Source organism: Austwickia sp., from assembly GCA_016699675.1.
GTDB lineage: Bacteria > Actinomycetota > Actinomycetes > Actinomycetales > Dermatophilaceae > Austwickia.
Map to the genome: position 1 here is coordinate 914,239 of CP064985.1, position 16,717 is coordinate 930,955.

Here is a 16,717-nt window from a genome sequence, read left to right on the forward strand (position 1 = left end):
CGGCGCCGTCCACCCGCACCACTGTCGTCACGACAGCTCGGGCCCGTCGCCGTCTTCTCTTCCTGCGTCGACCTCCCCAGGTCAGCTGCCGATCTGCGCCGGCCTCTCCCCGACCGACGCTGTGCTCCGACGGTAAGTCAGCTGCGCGCCGGCGGCAAGACCCTTGAGACGCAACCGCATTCGTGTCCCCTCCGCGCGAGGCGCACGCTACCGAGATGACGCCTCACGGGTCAGACGATCGCTCCCAGCAGCTGCTCCAGCGGATGGCGGATCACCGCGAGTCGGCCTCGTGGGCGGTGTGGGAGGACGACAACATCAGCTTCCCCGCGCGCCCCGCGGGCCTGCATACCGGCGCCGTCCTGATCGCCATCAACCGCGGGGGCCACGGACCGGGGTCCACGCCGCTGCCGCCGTGGACCAACTTCCACACGGCCCGGAAGCACAACGACCACTTCCTCGCCGTCGCCTGCCGGGACACCCCGTTGTGGGGCGGCTACATGACGGACCTGCTCGAAGAGAGGAATGGCCGCCTCGCCTCGGTCGACACGTCCCGCGCCGTCGTCGACGCCAACGTCGCCGCGCTCGCCGATGAGTTGCGCCTCCTTCAGGCCCAGGACCCCCTCCTGGTGCTGATCGGGGGCCGATGCCAGACGCTCGCGACCGGACCGGCGCGGCTCGGCGCCTTGGCCACCGCCCTGCGCGCCGACCGGAACACCATTCGGTGGGTACACATCCCGCACTACAGCCCGGCCAAGGGGCCGTCCACGGTGGCAAGCCTGAGCGCTACCGCGAACTAGTGCTACGCGCCCTCGACCACCCTCGCGTGGTCAGGCCCTGGCGGTGATCTTGCCTCCACGGAGTCGAGGGCTCGATGACTCTGCGGTGTGGCCCGGACGGCGGTCGCCCTGGGGCGCGAGCCCCCAGTGGGCTGACTGGCCGGCGCCGCGTTGGAGGCGGAATCGCAGGACCAGCGCTGAGCGGGGACATGCCGGCGATGGTCGACCCCCGGGGGACCCGGGCTCTCACCCACCGGCTCCGGCGGCGACCCAGGCCCGGCGTACCTGTCCGCCTCGCCGTGGCGGCGCCGACTGCCGCGAACTCCACGGCAACTCCGCGGCCATCCGGTGCTCATCCACAGCTGGCTGTCGCCGGCCGGCAAGCACATCAGGCGGCTCGCTAGCGTGCCGGTACCCCAGACCGGCATCATCGAGAGCAGCGGAAGGAGGCCCGCCATGACCACCGCACCCGCGCGCTACCTGACGATCGACGAGTTCTACCGCGACTACAGCGACCGCGAGACCGAACGCTGGGAACTGGTCGCCGGCGTCCCCGTCATGTCCCCCAGCGAATCCGCCAACAACCGGGCCACCGTCTTCACCGTCGCCTACCACCTGCGTACCCAGCTCGGCACGGCGTACCGCTTCGAGCCCGACTCCGACGTCATCCTGCCGCCCACCGGAGGACGCGACACGGTGCGGATGCCCGACTTGCTGGTCCGCCGACGCATCCCAGGCCACACCCCACCCCACGGGGACCTGACCGACGTCGTGCTCGTGGTCGAGATCGTGTCGCCCGGATCGGTCCGGACGGATCGGGTCGCCAAACGCCGGGAGTACGCCGCCGCCGGCATCCCCAGCTACCTGGTCGTCGACGTCCGCGGCGACGTGCCCACGCTGACGCTGTACGACAACGTCACCAGTGACCCTGCCGGATCGGGTGGATCGGGCCGGCACACGGGCCGCTATGCGGAGCCCCGGGGCGACGGCAGCACGGTGACCCTGCATGTGGACGGCGTGCCGGTCACCCTGACCGCCACAGACCTCGCCGACGCTCTCTAATCTGCAATCTTGCCGCCGGAGCTGCGTCGTCAGCACGTCCCTTGTGTCCTGAGGGCCGGCTCGACGGCGTCGACGAGCCGGTGCCCAGCTCCTCGTCACCGTGCACACCCCCGCGACGGCGCCCTCGTCGTCCACAGCCTGGATGCGCGGGCCTGCCGCGGGCGGCTCGCTGGGCCCACCGTTCCCAGATCCGTGGCCGTCGGCCACACTGAGAACCATGAGGAGCAGCCGGATGACCCTGACGGCCCCACCGCGGCACCTCGACGTCGCCGAATGGATGGCGACGTGGGAGTCTCAGGAGGACGCCTTCGAGCTGGTCGCCGGCGTACCCACCGTGTCGCCAGCCGAAGCCGCCCTCAACGTCAGCGCCGCCATGCTGATCCGCGACACGATCGCGCCCGTGGTCGGCGCCACCCACCGACTCCTGCCGAGCTGCGGCGTGCACCTGCACAGCGTCGAGGGCCGCGACACCGTCCGGCAGCCCGACCTCGCCGTAGTCCCCCGCTCCGTCGACATCCGGCACCACTTCGTCCGCGCCGCCGACGTCACCCTCGTCGTGGAGGTCGTCTCCCCCGGCTCCACCGAACGCGACTGGGTCGCCAAACGCGCCGACTACGCCCGGGCGGGGATCCCCAGCTACCTGATCGTCGACGTACGCCCCGACGTACCGCAGCTGTGGCTCTTCGACCGCCTCCTGCCCGTCGAGGACGCGCTCGATGGGGGCAGTGGGCCGCGCGAGGCGACGACGTACCCGCGCTATGCCGACCCCACCGGGGACGGCACTTCGGTGACCATCCGCATCGACGACCACGACCCCATCACGATCACCGCCGCGGAGCTCGCCGAGGCTCTTTGACGCACCGCGGTCAGCACGACCTGGCGCCGACTCGTGCAGACCGCAGGCTGATATCGACAATCCGCGATATCCTTGACGCATGGAATCCGCCGCCGTCATCCTGCGCGAGGCCAGGGCTTCCGCGGGCCTCACCCAACGGACGCTGGCGCAGCGGGCTGGTACGACGCAGAGTGTGATCAGTGCCTACGAGTCGGGTGCGCGAGAGCCGTCGCTGGCGACGTTGAGGCGTCTCGTCGAAGCCACGGGGCATGAATTACAGGTGCGCACGGTCCGTCCAGGGGCGAGCACCCATCCCCTGCGTCGGCGAGTCATGGACCGCAGGCACGAACTGATTGCGGCCGCCGGCCGTTACGACATCACCGACCTGCGGCTCTTCGGAAGTGTTGCCCGCGGAGACGAGCGCCCAGACAGCGATGTCGACCTGTTGGCCACGCTCCCGCCTAGCCTGACCCTCTGGTCTCTTGCCGCGGCGGAAGAGGACCTCGGCGAGATCGTGCAGGCCAAGATCGACCTTGTGCCACTGGCGGACCTCAAGCCGGGGGTCCGGGAGCAAGTCCTTGCCGAAGCGGTCCCGCTGTGAATTCTCGAGACCGGCAGCGACTGGACGACATCCTGGCCGCATGCGACGCCATCAGCGAACACGTGCGCCGTGGCAGCCTGGCGGACGGCCTCGTCTTCGACGCATGCCGGATGCGCCTGATTGAGATTGGCGAAGCCGTCAAGTCGCTGCCTGACGACCTTCTGCGCGCCGAACCGTCCATCCCCTGGCGACAGGTGGCGCGCATGCGGGACCACCTGGCCCACCGATACTTCGACACCGCGCACGCACTTGTGTCGCAGACCGTCACCGTGGACGTACCTGCCCTCCGCCAAGCGGTGACGCGGCTGCTGGCATCTGATGCCTCTATCGACTCGAGTGGCGGTTGATCGCACCAGCGGGGCCATCCGCGACGCGAGCCCGGCACCCCGCCGTTATCACCAGTGACGGCCCCGCTCCCCACGGCAAGAGCCACGGTCGCCATAGCGGGGGCCAGCCCGAGGCGGGCATCATCGAATGCAGCGGAGAGGAGGACCGCCATGACCACCGCACCCGCGCGACAGCTCACGATCGAAGAGTTTTTCCGTGACTACAGCGACCGTGAAGGCGAACGTTGGGAGCTGGTCGCCGGCGTCCCCGTCATGGCAGCCAGCGAGTCCTGGACAAACCGCACCGCCGTCATGGAAATCGCGTACCGGCTCCGCGACAGCCTGGGCACGGGCTACGTGTGCGCCCCCGACTACGACGCGGTGCTTTCCCCACGCGCCGCACGCGGCACCGTGCGGGTGCCCGACCTGATCGTGCGCGCTCGGGCCGCCGGACCCCCGGCGAATCACGGCGACCTCACCGGCATCCGTCTCGTTGTCGAGGTCGTCTCGCCCGGCACGGTGCGCACCGACCGGGTCGCCAAACGCCGCGAGTACGCCGCCGCCGGAATCCCCGCCTACCTCGTCGTCGACGTCCGCGCGGTAAACAGCGGCGGCGCCGCCACGCTAACGCTGTACGACCGCCTGGTGCCCGGTCCCCCGGCTCCGGACGGCGCGCCGACCACGACGTACGCCGACCCCACCGGCGACGGCACCTCGGTGTCCATCCGCATCGACGAGTGCGAGCCGGTCACGATCACCGCCGCCGAATTGCGCGACGCGCTCTGATCCCCGCGGCCTCGGCCGTAGCGTGCGCACGTCGGCATGCGGATACTCGACCCATGGGAGGGAGCGACGCGATGAGCCTTGCCGCGCCCCCCCGGCGTCAGCCTCCATGAGTGGGAGACCACCTGGAATCTGGTCGAGGATGCCTACGAGCTGGTCGACGGCGTACCACCATGACGCCCCCCGAAGCCCTCGCCAACCACATCGCCGCCGTGGTTCTCTCGTGGTCGAGGTCGTCTCCCCGTCATCGATTGAGCGGGACTGGGTGTCGAAACGGGCGGAGTACGCCGCGGCGGGCATCCCGTAGTACCTGATCGTCGACGTCCGCGGCGACGCCCCGCAGCTGTGGCTGTTTGAACAGGTCCTTGCGGACGGGCCGAGCGAGCCCACGACGTACCCTCCCTACCCGGACCCCACCGGCGACGGGACCTCGGCGACGATCCACATCCCTGGCTGCGACCCGGTCACGATCACCGCGGCCGAGCTGGCCTGAGCCGGCGTCGTCCACACCCCTCGGCGGCGGCGCGGGTTTTCCACCGGGGCGAACTGGCGGCGCTAGGCGGGACAGGTGGCGCCGTACCTTTCGGGGAACCGACCCGCGCGCCACACTGACAGGCATGGAAAGGAGCAGCCGGATGAGCCTTGCCGCGCCCCCCCGCGTCAGCCTCCACGAGTGGGAAACCACCTGGAACCTGGTCGAGGACGCCTACGAGCTCGTCGACGGCGTACCCACCATGACGCCCCCCGAAGCCGGAACCAACATCGAAGCCGCCGCCCTGCTTCATGAGCGACTTGCGCCCCTCGTTCGTCCGGGGCATCGGGTGCTTCCCAACTACGGCGTCCACGTGAGGACAGCCGACGGCCGTGACACCGTGCGCCAGCCGGACCTACTCGTCCTCCCGCGCGACGTGGACATCGCCAGGCCGTACGTCGAGGCTCACGCAGCGGCCCTTGTCGTCGAGGTTGTCTCCCCGTCATCGATCGAGCGGGATTGGGTGACGAAACGAAGGGAGTACGCCGCGGCGGGCATCCCGAACTACCTCATCGTCGACGTCCGCGGTGATGCCCCGCAGCTGTGGCTGTTTGAACAGGTCCTTGCGGACGGGCCGAGCGAGCCCGCGACGTACCCTCCCTACCCGGACCCCACCGGCGACGGGACTTCGGTGACGATCCACATCCCTGGCTGCGACCCGGTCACGATCACCGCGGCCGAGCTGGCCTGAAGGCGCGGCAGCGCTGCCGCCGGGCCAGAACGCCCGCGGATCAGCGGTGACATGCGTCACGGATCAATAGTGGCCGACATCTGTTGTCAGTAAACAACTTCGATATTTTTCACGGACTCTATGCGGCATCAATCGGATTCTCTACCTTTTCAAGGTCTGTTCAAACAGACACCTGTTCGATATACTCAGTCCATGACCGCCGTACTCGACCGAGCCAGCGCCGAAGGGCTGTTGGGCTGGGAGGACGTGACGGCGTATGGGATGGCCGGGGTCGCGCGGGAGGCGGTGGCCGCGGCCACCCTCGCGCTCGGCGCGTTCACGGCGGGCGCCGACCCGACGGACCCCACCCGCGGCACCACTGCCGTAGGAGTCCCCAGCGGGGACCTCTCCGCCCTCTGCGGCGAGCTGTTACGGCTGCGGGCGCTCGCCGAGGGGGCGGCTGTCGCGGTGGCTTTGGAGGCGGTCGAGCGCGGCATCGTCGCGGAATCGGTGTGCACCGACCTGGCGGGCTGGGTGCGGGAACAGGCGTGGCAAGCGGGCATCGGCGTCCCTCCCAGCCTCGCCGCCGCCATCAAGACCGTGGCCGAGCAGGCGCGGCGCACCAAGCCCACCGACCTGCGCCCCCTGGCCGCCGCGGTGGTGGCAGGCAAGGTGCCCGTGTCCTCCGCCAAGGTCCTCGGCCGCGAACTCGACCTCCTCGCCCGCTACATCCCCGACGATGTCTGGCAGACGGCGGCCGCCGAGCTGATCGATTGGGCAGCCGAGGGGGCAGCACCCGGCGAACTGCGCGCGGCCCGGCAGCGCATCGCGGCGACGTACGGGACCGACGCCTTCGAGGACGAGCAGGCCGCCGCCAAACGCCACCGCGAACTCAGCGGATGGGTCGCCGACGACGCCGGCGGGTGGACCTGCCGCCTCCGCACCGACAACGAGGGCCGAGCCATCCTCGACGCAGCATTCGACGCGCTCGCCGGCCCCAGCGCAGAGGTCGCCGCCACGGTCGCGAACCGTCCCGTCACGGACGGGGCGAGCCTCGCCCAGGCGGTTGCCTTCGCCTCCTCACACGACGACGACCGCCTCATCGACCCCCTCACCGCACAGGCCCGCGCCGCGTTTGCTGCGGCCGGCGGGCTGGGGAGCTCCGGCTCCGCGCGACCGGGGGATGCCGAGGCGGCGAGGGCAGCTGCGTATGCCGACGTCCGCGCCGCCCTGGTCGCCGCCGGCTGGATCCGGGACGAATGCGCCCACCAGGACGATCGAGAGCACGCAAGCGCCGATGACACGTCATGCGGGCCGCAGGGCGACGACGAGCTCGACAAAGTGACGGCGCTCGGACGCGACGACCGTACGGCGGGGCAGCGTCGCCACGACGCGCTTATCGAGATGGCCCGTGTCCTCGCGACGAACGGCGCCGCGCTGGCCGACGTCCGACCCACGTCCGCCGTGAAGGCCCAGGTCACGATCACCATGGACTACGACCGGCTCCGCGCCGGGCTGGGTCCGGGCGCGGACGGGCACGGGACGCCGCTGACGGCGGCGACGGTACGCCGGATGTGCTGCGACGCGGCCCTCATCCCGGCGGTGCTCGGAGGCGACGGCGCCATCCTCGACTGGGGCCGGGCCCGCCGACTGGCGTCGCCGGACCAGGTCCGCTACCTGCGACAACGCGACAAGGGATGCTCATTCCCGGGCTGCACGAGGCCGCCTGCCTGGACCGAAGCCCATCACCTCGATGAATGGCTGCTCGACGGCGGGCAGACCAATGTCGACCGGCTCGCCCTGCTTTGCTGCCGACATCACGACATCGTGCATGCCCATCGACTCCGCGGTGAACTCGTCGACGGCCGCGTCCGCTGGCGCCCTCGATCAGGCACCGGCGCATGACCGGGCGCGCCGCCGGCGACCCGCCACGAGCCGCGCCGAAACGCACAACGGGTCCGGGCAACATGCGGCTCGCATCGAAAACGCGCGACCGGCACCCGCACGGGAGATGTGAGAGGCAGGCCGAGAGACCCGCGCGGTGACCCCGCGCGAGCCCTGCGCCGGGTCCTGCGCGATGCGCGGCCGGCGCCTAGCGACGCGCGGCCAGCGCCGGGCGACGCGGGCCCGGCGCCGGGCGACGCGGGGCCGGCGTCAAGCCAGCTCGGTCAACGCCAAGCGCCGCCCGGCGTCACCCGGTCAGCTTCTTCAGCTCCGCGTCGTTGGCGAAGAGCGTCTTGGCATTTCCGCGCGTCACCACGGTCACCGGCGCCAGCATCCGGGTGCCGACCTCGCGCTTTCCGGTGCTGATGTTCGACTTGTCGGTGACGGGCCGGTCCTTGCCCTTGAGATCGGTGACGAGCTGGGCGATCGCGTTCCCCAAGGCGGTGGGGTCGTCCCATGTGGTCGCGCCCAGCCGCCCCTGCATCAGGGCCCGCACGCCGGCGAGGGACGAGCCAGCGCCCACGACGTACGGCATCTGCCGCTTCGCCTCCGTCGCCGCATCCGCGGCACCGAGCGCCGCCGCGTCCCAGGGCGCGACGACGCCCTCGGGGGCCTCCTCGCCGTACTTGTCCTTCAGCAGCCCCGCGACCCGACCCTTCGCGTCACCGGCGGAACCGAGCGAGGCCTTCCCGAAGTCCGCCTCGCCGGACGGCATCTCGAAGCTCTTGTCGTCGAGCTTGGGCTTGAGCTTGGCGATGGTGGCGTCGTACTGCAGCTTGGCCGCCGCGTCGTCCGACCTGCCGGCCAGCACCTCGACGCGCTGGGCTCCCTTGGTCCGCCGCCCCGTGGCCCCGCTGAGCAGCGCCTCCGCCTGCGCCTCGCCGCGCAGCTTCGGGTCGGCGCCGACGTAGTAGTCGATGGTGGTGTCGTCCTTCGGCAGGGCCGTCGCGGCGATCACCACGACCCCGTCCTTCTCCGCCTGGTCGAGCCGGCCCTTCAGCTTGCCGGCATCGACGGCCTCCACGACCAGCACGGCGGGCTTGGCGTCGAGGAGCATCCCGACGTACCGATCCTGATCCTCGCCCGTGTCCGCGAACCGCGACTCCACCGCGAAACCGGCCTTCTTCAGCGCGGCGCCCAGCGCCGGTTCGACCCGGCTGCCCATCCGAAACGCCAGCGCCACCTTGGCGTCGGCCTTGATCGGGGTGAACGCCCCCGCCGTCGACGACCCCGACCCGGAGACCGGCGCGGCCGGTTCGCCGCTGCACCCTGCGGCCCCCGCCGCCAACGCGAGCGAGGCCACCAGCGCAGCACTGATTCGGCCCACGCGGGGCCAGTTCTTCGACATATTCAGCTCCAGGGATGACACGGCCACGAGGAGCGACGGCCGCGGCCCCCACCGACGCGCGGCGGGTCATGCCCACCGGTTCGCGTCGGCGACGAGGCCGCCTGGGCCCCTGCGACCCCGGGACCACATCGGTAACTCCGGCCGGATCATCGTGTCCGCCTCGCGACCCAATCGTGTTGAGCCCCAGAGCCACACGGATGACGCCGCCCGGCCGGACGACCGCCACCTGACTCGCCCACCCTAACGCGAACCCCGCGAACCGTCGTACTCAGGTTCGCCCGCGCCGCGCCGTAATGGGGGCCATGAACACCACGCCCGACCCCTCGAGCGGGGACGACGCCGAGCGCGACTCGGACCTCTACCTGCGCGGGTTGATCGACGCCGAAGAGCTGGTCCGCCGTGCCCGCGAGCGCGTGCAGCCGCGTCAGGCCGTCACGCACTCGAACGTCCGCCGCTTCTGAGCGACGCGCCGCTCAATGGGCCCGTCGGCGCACCGCGGCGCTCAGCGAGGCACGCGACGTGCGGGGCGCCCCCGACCCGTGTTCAGGCGCGGATCACCCGTGACTTGACCGCCTTGTCGTGCCAGCCGCGCTTCAGCCCGAGCGAGTCGAAGAACAGCGAGAAGTACCCGATCAGGCACAGCAGCGCCGACAACATCAGCACCACCTCACGCGCGAGCGCCCGGCCGAACGACAGCCGCTGCCCGGTGCTCTCGTCGACGACCCGGATGCCGCACGCCATCTTCCCCGGCGTCGCGCCCTTGAACGCCACGAACGCCGCCTGATAGACGAGCCGCACGACGATCTCCGCGAGCTGCAACACGATCATGGCGGTGTCCCACATCTGCACCGTGCCATTCGCCGAAACCTGCGGCTCGGCGAGATAGCCCAGCCCAAGTCCCAGAGCGGCGAACGGAATTCCCACGATCAGCCAATCGAGGATGCGCGCCCCTAGCCGCGGCCCCGCGTCCGCCGTGCGGGCCTGCGCGAGCGGACCGTCGCCCTGCCCGTACGCCGACTGCCAGGGCGGCGCCTGCCCCCCGTACTGCGGCACCTGCCAGACCTGCTCGCCCTGCCACGAGGGCTGCTCCTGCTGACCGGGCCAGCGCGCCTCGGGCCCCGGCTGGGAGGGTGGCATGCCCACCCCCTGGTACGGCGCCTGCGTCGGAGGGGCCCACGTGCCGTACGGCGGGGCGGGCGGGGTCTCGCCGTACGCCGGGGGCGGCGCGCTCCCGCCGTACGGCGGTTGCGGCGGCGGCCCGTAGGGCTCGCCGGGGGCGCCGCCGTACGGGTCTCGGTTGTCTTCGCCGGGGCCGGTCACCGGGGGCGCTGCTCGATCACCCAGGACTTGGCGGCCTTGTCATGCCAGCCGCGCTTACGGCCCGTGCCGTCGAAGAACAGCGAGAAGTACCCGATCAGGCAGAGGAAACCCGACAGCCAGAGCACGATCTCGCGGGCAAAGCCCTGTCCGAACGTCAGCCGCTGACCGTTCTGCTCGTTGACCACCTGCAGCTTCAGCGCCATCTTGCCGGGGGTGGCGCCGCGGCTCCTGTAGAAGTACGCGCCGTACGCCGCCATCACCAGCGCCCGGAACAGGTTGAACAGCCCGTTGCTGGCGTTGTAGTTGAACTCGCCGGTGGACCGGGTCACGGTGTCCCACCCGGTGATCGCCCCGAGGATCGCCAGCGGGATCCCGACGATCAAGCCGTCGATAATGCGCGCGCCGAGGCGAGCCCACGCGCTGGGGATCTGCGGCTGGCCGGGGCCGCCGCCGTACTGGGACTGCCACGGCGGGACGGTGCCCTGCTGGTACGTCGGTGCCTGCCAGACGCCCGACGGGTCCTGCCCGTAGGGCTGCTGGCCATACGGCTGCGCCCCGTAGGTGGGCTGCTGGCCATATGTCGGTTGCTCGCCGTACTGCGGCTGCCCGTACGGGGACTGGCCGTGCGGCTGCTGCCCGTACTCCGGCTGCCCGTAGGGCGGCTGGCCCTCGTGCGGTTGCTGCCCGTACCCCTGCTGGCCGAACTCCGGCGGCAAGCCGTACGGCCGCTCGCCATCGCCCTCCGGAGGCCGACCACCGTCGCCGTACCGCTGGTTGTCGTTGCTCACGCCTGCACCACCCTTGAATCGGCGACCATGTCATGCCAGCCGCGGTCTTGACCGGACGAATCGAAGAGGATCGAGAAGTACCCCAGCAGCAACGCGCTCGACGTCAGCCCGAGCACGAGCCGGCGAAGCACCGTGCGCCAGAACCCGATCGGGGCACCGCTGTGGATGCCGACCACCCGCAGGCCGCAGATGCGCTTGCCCGGGGTCGCGCCGCGGACGCCGTCGAAGGACCCGTAGTAAATCGCCGGCGCCACCGCCGGCCAGAACCACACGCCGAGGAGCGCGATGAAGAGCGCCACGTCGCCGGACGTCATGCCCGTGGAGCGCGCGCCCGTCGACGGTCCCACCGCCGCACTGATGGCGAGGACCGGCACGAAGATCAGGAGCATCAGCGGGATGCCGAGGATGAAGAGGTCCAGCACCTCGGCGCCGACGCGGCTGCCGCGGGGGGCGGTGCGGGGACCACCTTGACCGTACGCCGAGAGCCACGGCGGGGCCGTCGCTCCGTAGGACGGCGCCTGCCACGGCGAGCCGCCCAGATCCGCACGCTCAACCGGCTGCCCCCACCGCGGGCCGTCCTGCGGCCCACCGTGCTGCCAGTTCTGCTGGCCGTACTGCCCCTGCTGCCAGTGCTGTTCGCCGGCCTGCTGGCCAGACTGGCCCTGCTGCCAGTGCTGCTGGCCGTAGTGCCCCTGCTGCTGCTCCTGCGGCTGGCCGCCCTGCTGGCCGTACTGCCCCTGTTGCCAGTGCTGCTCGTGCGACTCGCCGCCCGGCGGCTCAGGCCACCCACTCGGCGTACGGCTCATCCGTTCTTCCCCGATCACTCTGGACCCGTCGCTCGCCCCCTGGTGAGCGCCCCGACCAGTATGCGGCCTGCCCGCGCCTGGCCACCGGCGGACCGGGATCGCCGATCGGGCGGCTCCGACGTGAGCATCGCTCCCTGGGCCGTCCCGGAGTGGAGTCGCCTGGACCGCCTGGGCAGTTGGCCGAGTTAACCTGCCGCTGATGGGACTGTTGACTCCGCCGCGAGGCGGCGCACGACGTACGCGGCTGGTCGCGGCGGGCGCCGTCGGGGCCGTGTCGATTGCGGCGCTGGTCGTCGGGGATTACACGGGGGGCCCGCACGGCGGCACGGCGTCGCTGACGCAAGCCACGTCTGCGGCGACCGGCACGAGTTCGAGCGCGGCAGCAGGGGGTTCGGCGGGCTTGCCCGGCGCGCCCGGCAAGCCGAGGCCGAGCGGCACGCCCGACGAGGCGGCGGCGCAGACCCAGGCCGATCCCCCGATCGACGGCCTTCCTACCCCGGAGGAGCTGGCTCGCGCCCGCGCCGACGTTGCGAAGCTCTCCCCCGCCGCGTTGGCGGGACAGGTGCTGGTGATCGGGTACGACGGCAAGGGCACCGGCAACGCCGCCTCCCTGATGCGCGCCTCCGGCGCGGCGGGCGTGATCGTCTTGGGCGGGAATGTGCCTGTGGCGGCGGCCGATCGGGTCCCCGCCATGCAGAACTTGGCGGCCGCCGCGACGGCCGAGTTGACGCGGACCGGACGCGCCTGGCCGGCGCTCGTCGGGGTCGACCAGGAGGGCGGGATCGTCACCCGGCTCGCCGAGCCCCTCACGCCGTTCCCGGCGCCCATGGCGGTCGGCGCGGCGGGCGACCCCAAGCTCGCCCGCGCCGTCGCCGAAGCCTCCGGGCGGGAGCTGCGCGCCGCAGGCTTCACGATGACGTTCAGCCCCGCAGGCGACGTCACCGACGGGCGCGACGCGGTGATCGGAACCCGTTCGCTCGCAGGCGAACCCGAGCTCGCGGGCCGGATGGCGGTGGCGATGGCGCGCGGGTACGCCGACGCCGGGATCGTCTCCACCGCCAAGCACTTCCCCGGCCACGGGCGGCTGCGGACCGACAGCCACGTCGACCGGCCGGTGCTGTCCGGGTCGCTGGAGTCGCTGCTCGCGCGCGACCTCGCGCCGTTCGCGCGACTCGCCGCCGCCGGGGCGCCCGGGGTGATGGCCGGGCACGTGGTCGTCCCGGCCGTCGACCCCGCCGCGCCCGCGACCCAGTCGCGTCCCGTGCTGACCGGGCTGTTGCGGGAGCGCTTTCGGTACGGCGGTCTCGTCGTGACGGATTCGATGGGCATGGGGGCGATCTCGCGGTACGCCGAGCCCGGCCCCGCCGCCGTCGCCGCACTGGCCGCCGGCGCCGACGTGGTCCTGAAGCCGGAGAACCCGGTGGCCGCCCGGGACGGCATCGTCGCCGCGATGGCGTCGGGGGCGTTGCCGCGGCCGCGGGTGGAGGAGGCCGCGGCCCGGCTCGTGGCGACCCTGCGGCACGCGGCGGTCCGGGCGCGCCCGACGCCGGGCGCCTCGGGCACCGACGTCCCGGTGTCCGCCGCGATCGGTGGCAACGGTGCTGTGGCCGCGGAGCTGGCCCGGGGTTCCATCGTCCAGCTCGGCGGCACGTGCGGTGCGCCGCTGGTCGGCTCGGCGATCACGATCGAGGGCGGAGAGGCGGCCGATCGAGCGGCGCTGGCCGCAGCCGCCCGGCGGGCCGGTTTGCGGGTGACCGGCGGGGCGGGACAGGGCGTCACGCGGGTCGCGCTGGTGGGTGCGCCGGCGATGTACGCCGGTACGTCGTACGCGGGCACCGCCAGAGCGACCCGTGGCGATATCACCGTGGGCCTCGACAACCCCACCTACCTCGGAATGGCCCGCGCTGATATCGCGAAGGTCGCGACGTTCGGCCGGACGACGGCCACCTGGGACGCGCTCGTGGCGGTCCTGCAGGGTCGCGCGCGGGCGACCGCGAAGATGCCGATGTCGATCGACGGCGCGCCGGCGGGGTCGGGCTGCTGAGCGTACGGTGACGTCACCAGCCAATTCGCGCCGACCACCGGGGCTGGGTAACATGTGAGGTCGTTGCGCGGGAGCGCGACCTGCGCCCGTAGCTCAACGGATAGAGCATCTGACTACGGATCAGAAGGTTAGGGGTTCGAATCCCTTCGGGCGCGCCAACCAACATCCCAGGTCGGACCCAGATCACCGGTTCCGACCTCTCTACGTTTTGACCCTCTTGCCAACGGCTTTGCTCACACGGGCCCCCCCTGCCGACCTGGTGGCGGAGCGACCGTGGGTGCTACCGCAGTTCAAGCCTGTGGGCTCTGATCCTGCGCTTGGGCACGTGAATCCGATGACCCTGGCCCAGCTCATCGTCTCCCGGAGGCGTCGGTCCTCGACGCTGGAGGCGGTGCGCGTCTACGAGGCCGTCCCACCCCGGAGCGCTCCCCTGGTGCCACAACCTCATCGAGCGCGACTGTCAGTCCATCGAGGATCCGGTCGACTACTCCCGACCCTAATCGGCGCCCCCAGCGCCCCGGCTTGGGCGCCGCGGACGGCGTACGAACGATCGGGCTCACCCCTGTGAGGTAATCCTCAACAAGTGGTCCCCCACGTCCAGGTCCGTTGCCGAAGCTCAGCTCGTAAGGTGTGCAGCAAGCCCCGCCAGCGGTCGGGGACGTGTCGTCGTCGGCCCTTTACCCGGCCCGCCCCGTCCGTAGTCCGCGCACTGGGGACCGAGGCCGACCTGCACAGACCGAGAGCGGACGGGCTCACGACGTACGACGTACGCAGACCCACGACACGAAGGGACACGCGATGACCGAAACCACGAAGACCCCCACCCAGGGAGGCACCACGCACGCCGGTCTGGCCGCTTGGGTCGACGAGGTCGCAGCCCTCACCCAGCCCGACAAGGTCGTGTGGGTCGACGGCTCTGAGGAAGAGAACGAGCGCCTGTGCCAGGACCTCGTCGACGCGGGCACGTTCGAGCGCCTGAACGACGAGAAGAAGCCGCACAGCTTCTGGTGCGCCTCCGACCCCAAGGACGTCGCGCGCGTCGAGGACAAGACCTTCATCTGCAGCCAGACTCAGGACGGCGCCGGGTTCACCAACAACTGGATGGACCCCGCCGAGATGAAGGCCCTCATGACCGACCTCTACCGGGGTTGCATGAAGGGCCGCACGATGTTCGTGATCCCATTCGTGATGGGTCACCTCGAGGCCGACGAGCCCAAGTACGGCGTGGAGCTCACCGACTCGGAGTACGTCGTCATCAACATGCGGATCATGGCCCGCATCGGCGCGCCCGTGCTCAAGCAGATGGAGGAGACGAACGCGGCGTACGTCAAGTGCATCCACTCCGTGGGTGCGCCCCTCGCCGAGGGCGAGAAGTCGGCGGCGTGGCCGTGCAACGAGACCAAGTACATCAGCCACTTCCCCGAGACCCGCGAGATCTGGAGCTTCGGCTCCGGCTACGGCGGCAACGCGCTCCTCGGCAAGAAGTGCCTCGCGCTGCGCATCGCGTCGGCCATCGCGCACGACGAGGGCTGGATGGCCGAGCACATGCTCATCCTCAAGCTCACGTCGCCCGAGGGTAAGACGTACTACATCGGCGGCGCCTTCCCGAGCGCCTGCGGCAAGACCAACCTCGCCATGCTCGAGCCCACCATCCCCGGCTGGAAGGCCGAGATGGTCGGCGACGACATCGCCTGGATGCGGTTCGGTAAGGACGGTCGCCTGTACGCCGTGAACCCCGAGGCCGGCCTGTTCGGCGTCGCGCCCGGCACCGGCGCGGACACCAACAACAACGCCATGCTGACGATCGAGGCCGGCAACTCGATCTTCACCAACGTCGCGAAGACCGACGACGGCGACGTGTGGTGGGAGGGCATGACCAAGGAGGCCCCGGCGCACCTGACCGACTGGAAGCGCAACGACTGGACCCCGGAGAGCGGCGAGAAGGCCGCGCACCCGAACGCCCGGTTCACCACCCCGGCGAAGCAGTGCCCGATGATCGCGCCGGAGTACGACGAGCCCAACGGCGTGCCGATCGACGCGTTCCTGTTCGGCGGCCGCCGCGCCGGCACCGTTCCGCTGGTCTACCAGTCGCGCGACTGGAACCACGGCACCTTCGTCGGGGCGATCCTGTCCTCCGAGACCACGGCCGCTGCGGCGGGCGCGGTGGGTGTCGTACGTCGTGACCCGATGGCCATGCTGCCCTTCATCGGCTACAACGCGGCCGACTACGTGCAGCACTGGATCAACATCGGCAAGACCCACGGCGAAGAGGGCCTGCCGAAGATCTTCCAGGTCAACTGGTTCCGCAAGGACGAGAACGGCAAGTTCGTGTGGCCGGGCTTCGGCGACAACGTCCGCGTGCTCAAGTGGGTCATCGACCGCCTCGAGGGCAAGGCCGAGGGCGTCGAGACCCCGGTCGGCGTCATGCCCAAGCCCGAGGAGCTGGACGTGACCGGCCTCGACCTGACGCCTGAGCAGGTCGCCACGGCCGTCGCGTACGACGAAGAGGGCTGGAAGAAGGAAATCCCGATGATCGAGGAGTGGCTCGCCAAGTTCGGCGACAAGCTCCCCGAGGAGCTGAAGAAGGAGCTCGAGGGTCTGAAGCAGCGCGTCGGCGCCTGACGATCCAGGAAGCGCCCCGGTCCAGGGCCGGTCACCTTTCGTGGGTGGCCGGCCCTCGGCGTCTGGGTGCGCGCAAGCCGCTCCGACGGCGACCGCACTTTTCCGACGACAGCACCCGCTGCAGTGAGCGTTTTCGCGGGAAACCGGCGGTTTCCCGCGGGCGGGACGCGGCATGCCGTACGTCGTTTCCCCGCCGGCGCCCTCCGTCGGCGCCCGAACCTCGGGATCAGCGGTTCGGGGGCACCTGGCCCTGACCTGGC

The 16,717-nt window shown here is 71.2% G+C and carries 15 protein-coding genes and 1 tRNA gene; 12 read left to right on the forward strand and 4 right to left on the reverse strand.

Annotated elements, in window-relative coordinates:
- Nucleotides 1-215 precede the first annotated feature (215 nt).
- The 8 genes from IPK37_04295 to IPK37_04330 all read left to right on the forward strand — a co-directional run bounded on the left by IPK37_04295 (nt 216) and on the right by IPK37_04330 (nt 7,490).
- Nucleotides 216-797, forward strand: a complete 582-nt coding sequence (locus IPK37_04295) for a hypothetical protein (GenBank protein QQS01657.1) — start codon at nt 216-218, stop codon at nt 795-797.
- Nucleotides 798-1,232: 435 nt separating this feature from the next.
- Entirely contained in the window at nt 1,233-1,838 is a 606-nt protein-coding gene (locus tag IPK37_04300) for a Uma2 family endonuclease (protein ID QQS01658.1), read from the forward strand.
- Nucleotides 1,839-2,070: 232 nt separating this feature from the next.
- On the forward strand, nt 2,071-2,694 hold the full coding sequence (locus tag IPK37_04305; GenBank protein ID QQS01659.1) for a Uma2 family endonuclease: 624 nt from the start codon (nt 2,071-2,073) through the stop codon (nt 2,692-2,694).
- A 79-nt stretch (nt 2,695-2,773) separates the two neighbouring features.
- Nucleotides 2,774-3,274: an XRE family transcriptional regulator gene (locus IPK37_04310; protein QQS01660.1), complete on the forward strand. Its 501-nt coding sequence runs from the start codon at nt 2,774-2,776 to the stop codon at nt 3,272-3,274.
- Nucleotides 3,271-3,621: a DUF86 domain-containing protein gene (locus IPK37_04315; GenBank protein QQS01661.1), complete on the forward strand. Its 351-nt coding sequence runs from the start codon at nt 3,271-3,273 to the stop codon at nt 3,619-3,621. Before IPK37_04310 ends, IPK37_04315 begins: the two co-directional genes overlap by 4 nt.
- A gap of 150 nt (nt 3,622-3,771) precedes the next feature.
- Nucleotides 3,772-4,386: a Uma2 family endonuclease gene (locus IPK37_04320; GenBank protein QQS01662.1), complete on the forward strand. Its 615-nt coding sequence runs from the start codon at nt 3,772-3,774 to the stop codon at nt 4,384-4,386.
- Nucleotides 4,387-5,018: 632 nt separating this feature from the next.
- The gene (locus IPK37_04325; GenBank protein QQS01663.1) at nt 5,019-5,606 is read left to right on the forward strand and encodes a Uma2 family endonuclease; all 588 of its coding nucleotides are present in this window, start codon (nt 5,019-5,021) and stop codon (nt 5,604-5,606) included.
- A 192-nt stretch (nt 5,607-5,798) separates the two neighbouring features.
- On the forward strand, nt 5,799-7,490 hold the full coding sequence (locus IPK37_04330; GenBank protein QQS01664.1) for a DUF222 domain-containing protein: 1,692 nt from the start codon (nt 5,799-5,801) through the stop codon (nt 7,488-7,490).
- Nucleotides 7,491-7,776: 286 nt separating this feature from the next.
- Here IPK37_04330 and IPK37_04335 read toward each other — a convergent pair whose 3' ends face one another.
- Nucleotides 7,777-8,877, reverse strand: a complete 1,101-nt coding sequence (locus IPK37_04335) for a substrate-binding domain-containing protein (protein QQS01665.1) — start codon at nt 8,875-8,877, stop codon at nt 7,777-7,779.
- Nucleotides 8,878-9,179: 302 nt separating this feature from the next.
- Between IPK37_04335 and IPK37_04340 the strand changes: the two genes are divergently transcribed.
- Entirely contained in the window at nt 9,180-9,338 is a 159-nt protein-coding gene (locus tag IPK37_04340; protein QQS01666.1) for a hypothetical protein, read from the forward strand.
- Between the two features lie 82 nt (nt 9,339-9,420).
- Here the strand turns inward: IPK37_04340 and IPK37_04345 are convergent, their stop codons facing one another.
- The 3 genes from IPK37_04345 to IPK37_04355 all read right to left on the reverse strand — a co-directional run bounded on the left by IPK37_04345 (nt 9,421) and on the right by IPK37_04355 (nt 11,791).
- The gene (locus tag IPK37_04345) at nt 9,421-10,014 is read right to left on the reverse strand and encodes an RDD family protein (GenBank protein ID QQS01667.1); all 594 of its coding nucleotides are present in this window, start codon (nt 10,012-10,014) and stop codon (nt 9,421-9,423) included.
- Between the two features lie 179 nt (nt 10,015-10,193).
- Nucleotides 10,194-10,985, reverse strand: a complete 792-nt coding sequence (locus IPK37_04350) for an RDD family protein (protein QQS01668.1) — start codon at nt 10,983-10,985, stop codon at nt 10,194-10,196.
- Complete coding sequence (locus tag IPK37_04355) at nt 10,982-11,791, reverse strand: RDD family protein (GenBank protein QQS01669.1); 810 nt, start codon at nt 11,789-11,791, stop codon at nt 10,982-10,984. The genes IPK37_04350 and IPK37_04355 overlap by 4 nt, the downstream gene beginning before the upstream one ends.
- Before the next feature lie 199 nt (nt 11,792-11,990).
- Here IPK37_04355 and IPK37_04360 point away from each other — a divergent pair, with 199 nt between their 5' ends.
- From IPK37_04360 to IPK37_04370, 3 genes are all read left to right on the forward strand, one after another.
- Nucleotides 11,991-13,835: a beta-N-acetylhexosaminidase gene (locus IPK37_04360; protein QQS01670.1), complete on the forward strand. Its 1,845-nt coding sequence runs from the start codon at nt 11,991-11,993 to the stop codon at nt 13,833-13,835.
- Nucleotides 13,836-13,917: 82 nt separating this feature from the next.
- Nucleotides 13,918-13,993, forward strand: a tRNA-Arg gene (locus IPK37_04365).
- 640 nt (nt 13,994-14,633) lie between these two features.
- On the forward strand, nt 14,634-16,457 hold the full coding sequence (locus IPK37_04370; protein QQS01671.1) for a phosphoenolpyruvate carboxykinase (GTP): 1,824 nt from the start codon (nt 14,634-14,636) through the stop codon (nt 16,455-16,457).
- Nucleotides 16,458-16,717 lie beyond the last annotated feature (260 nt).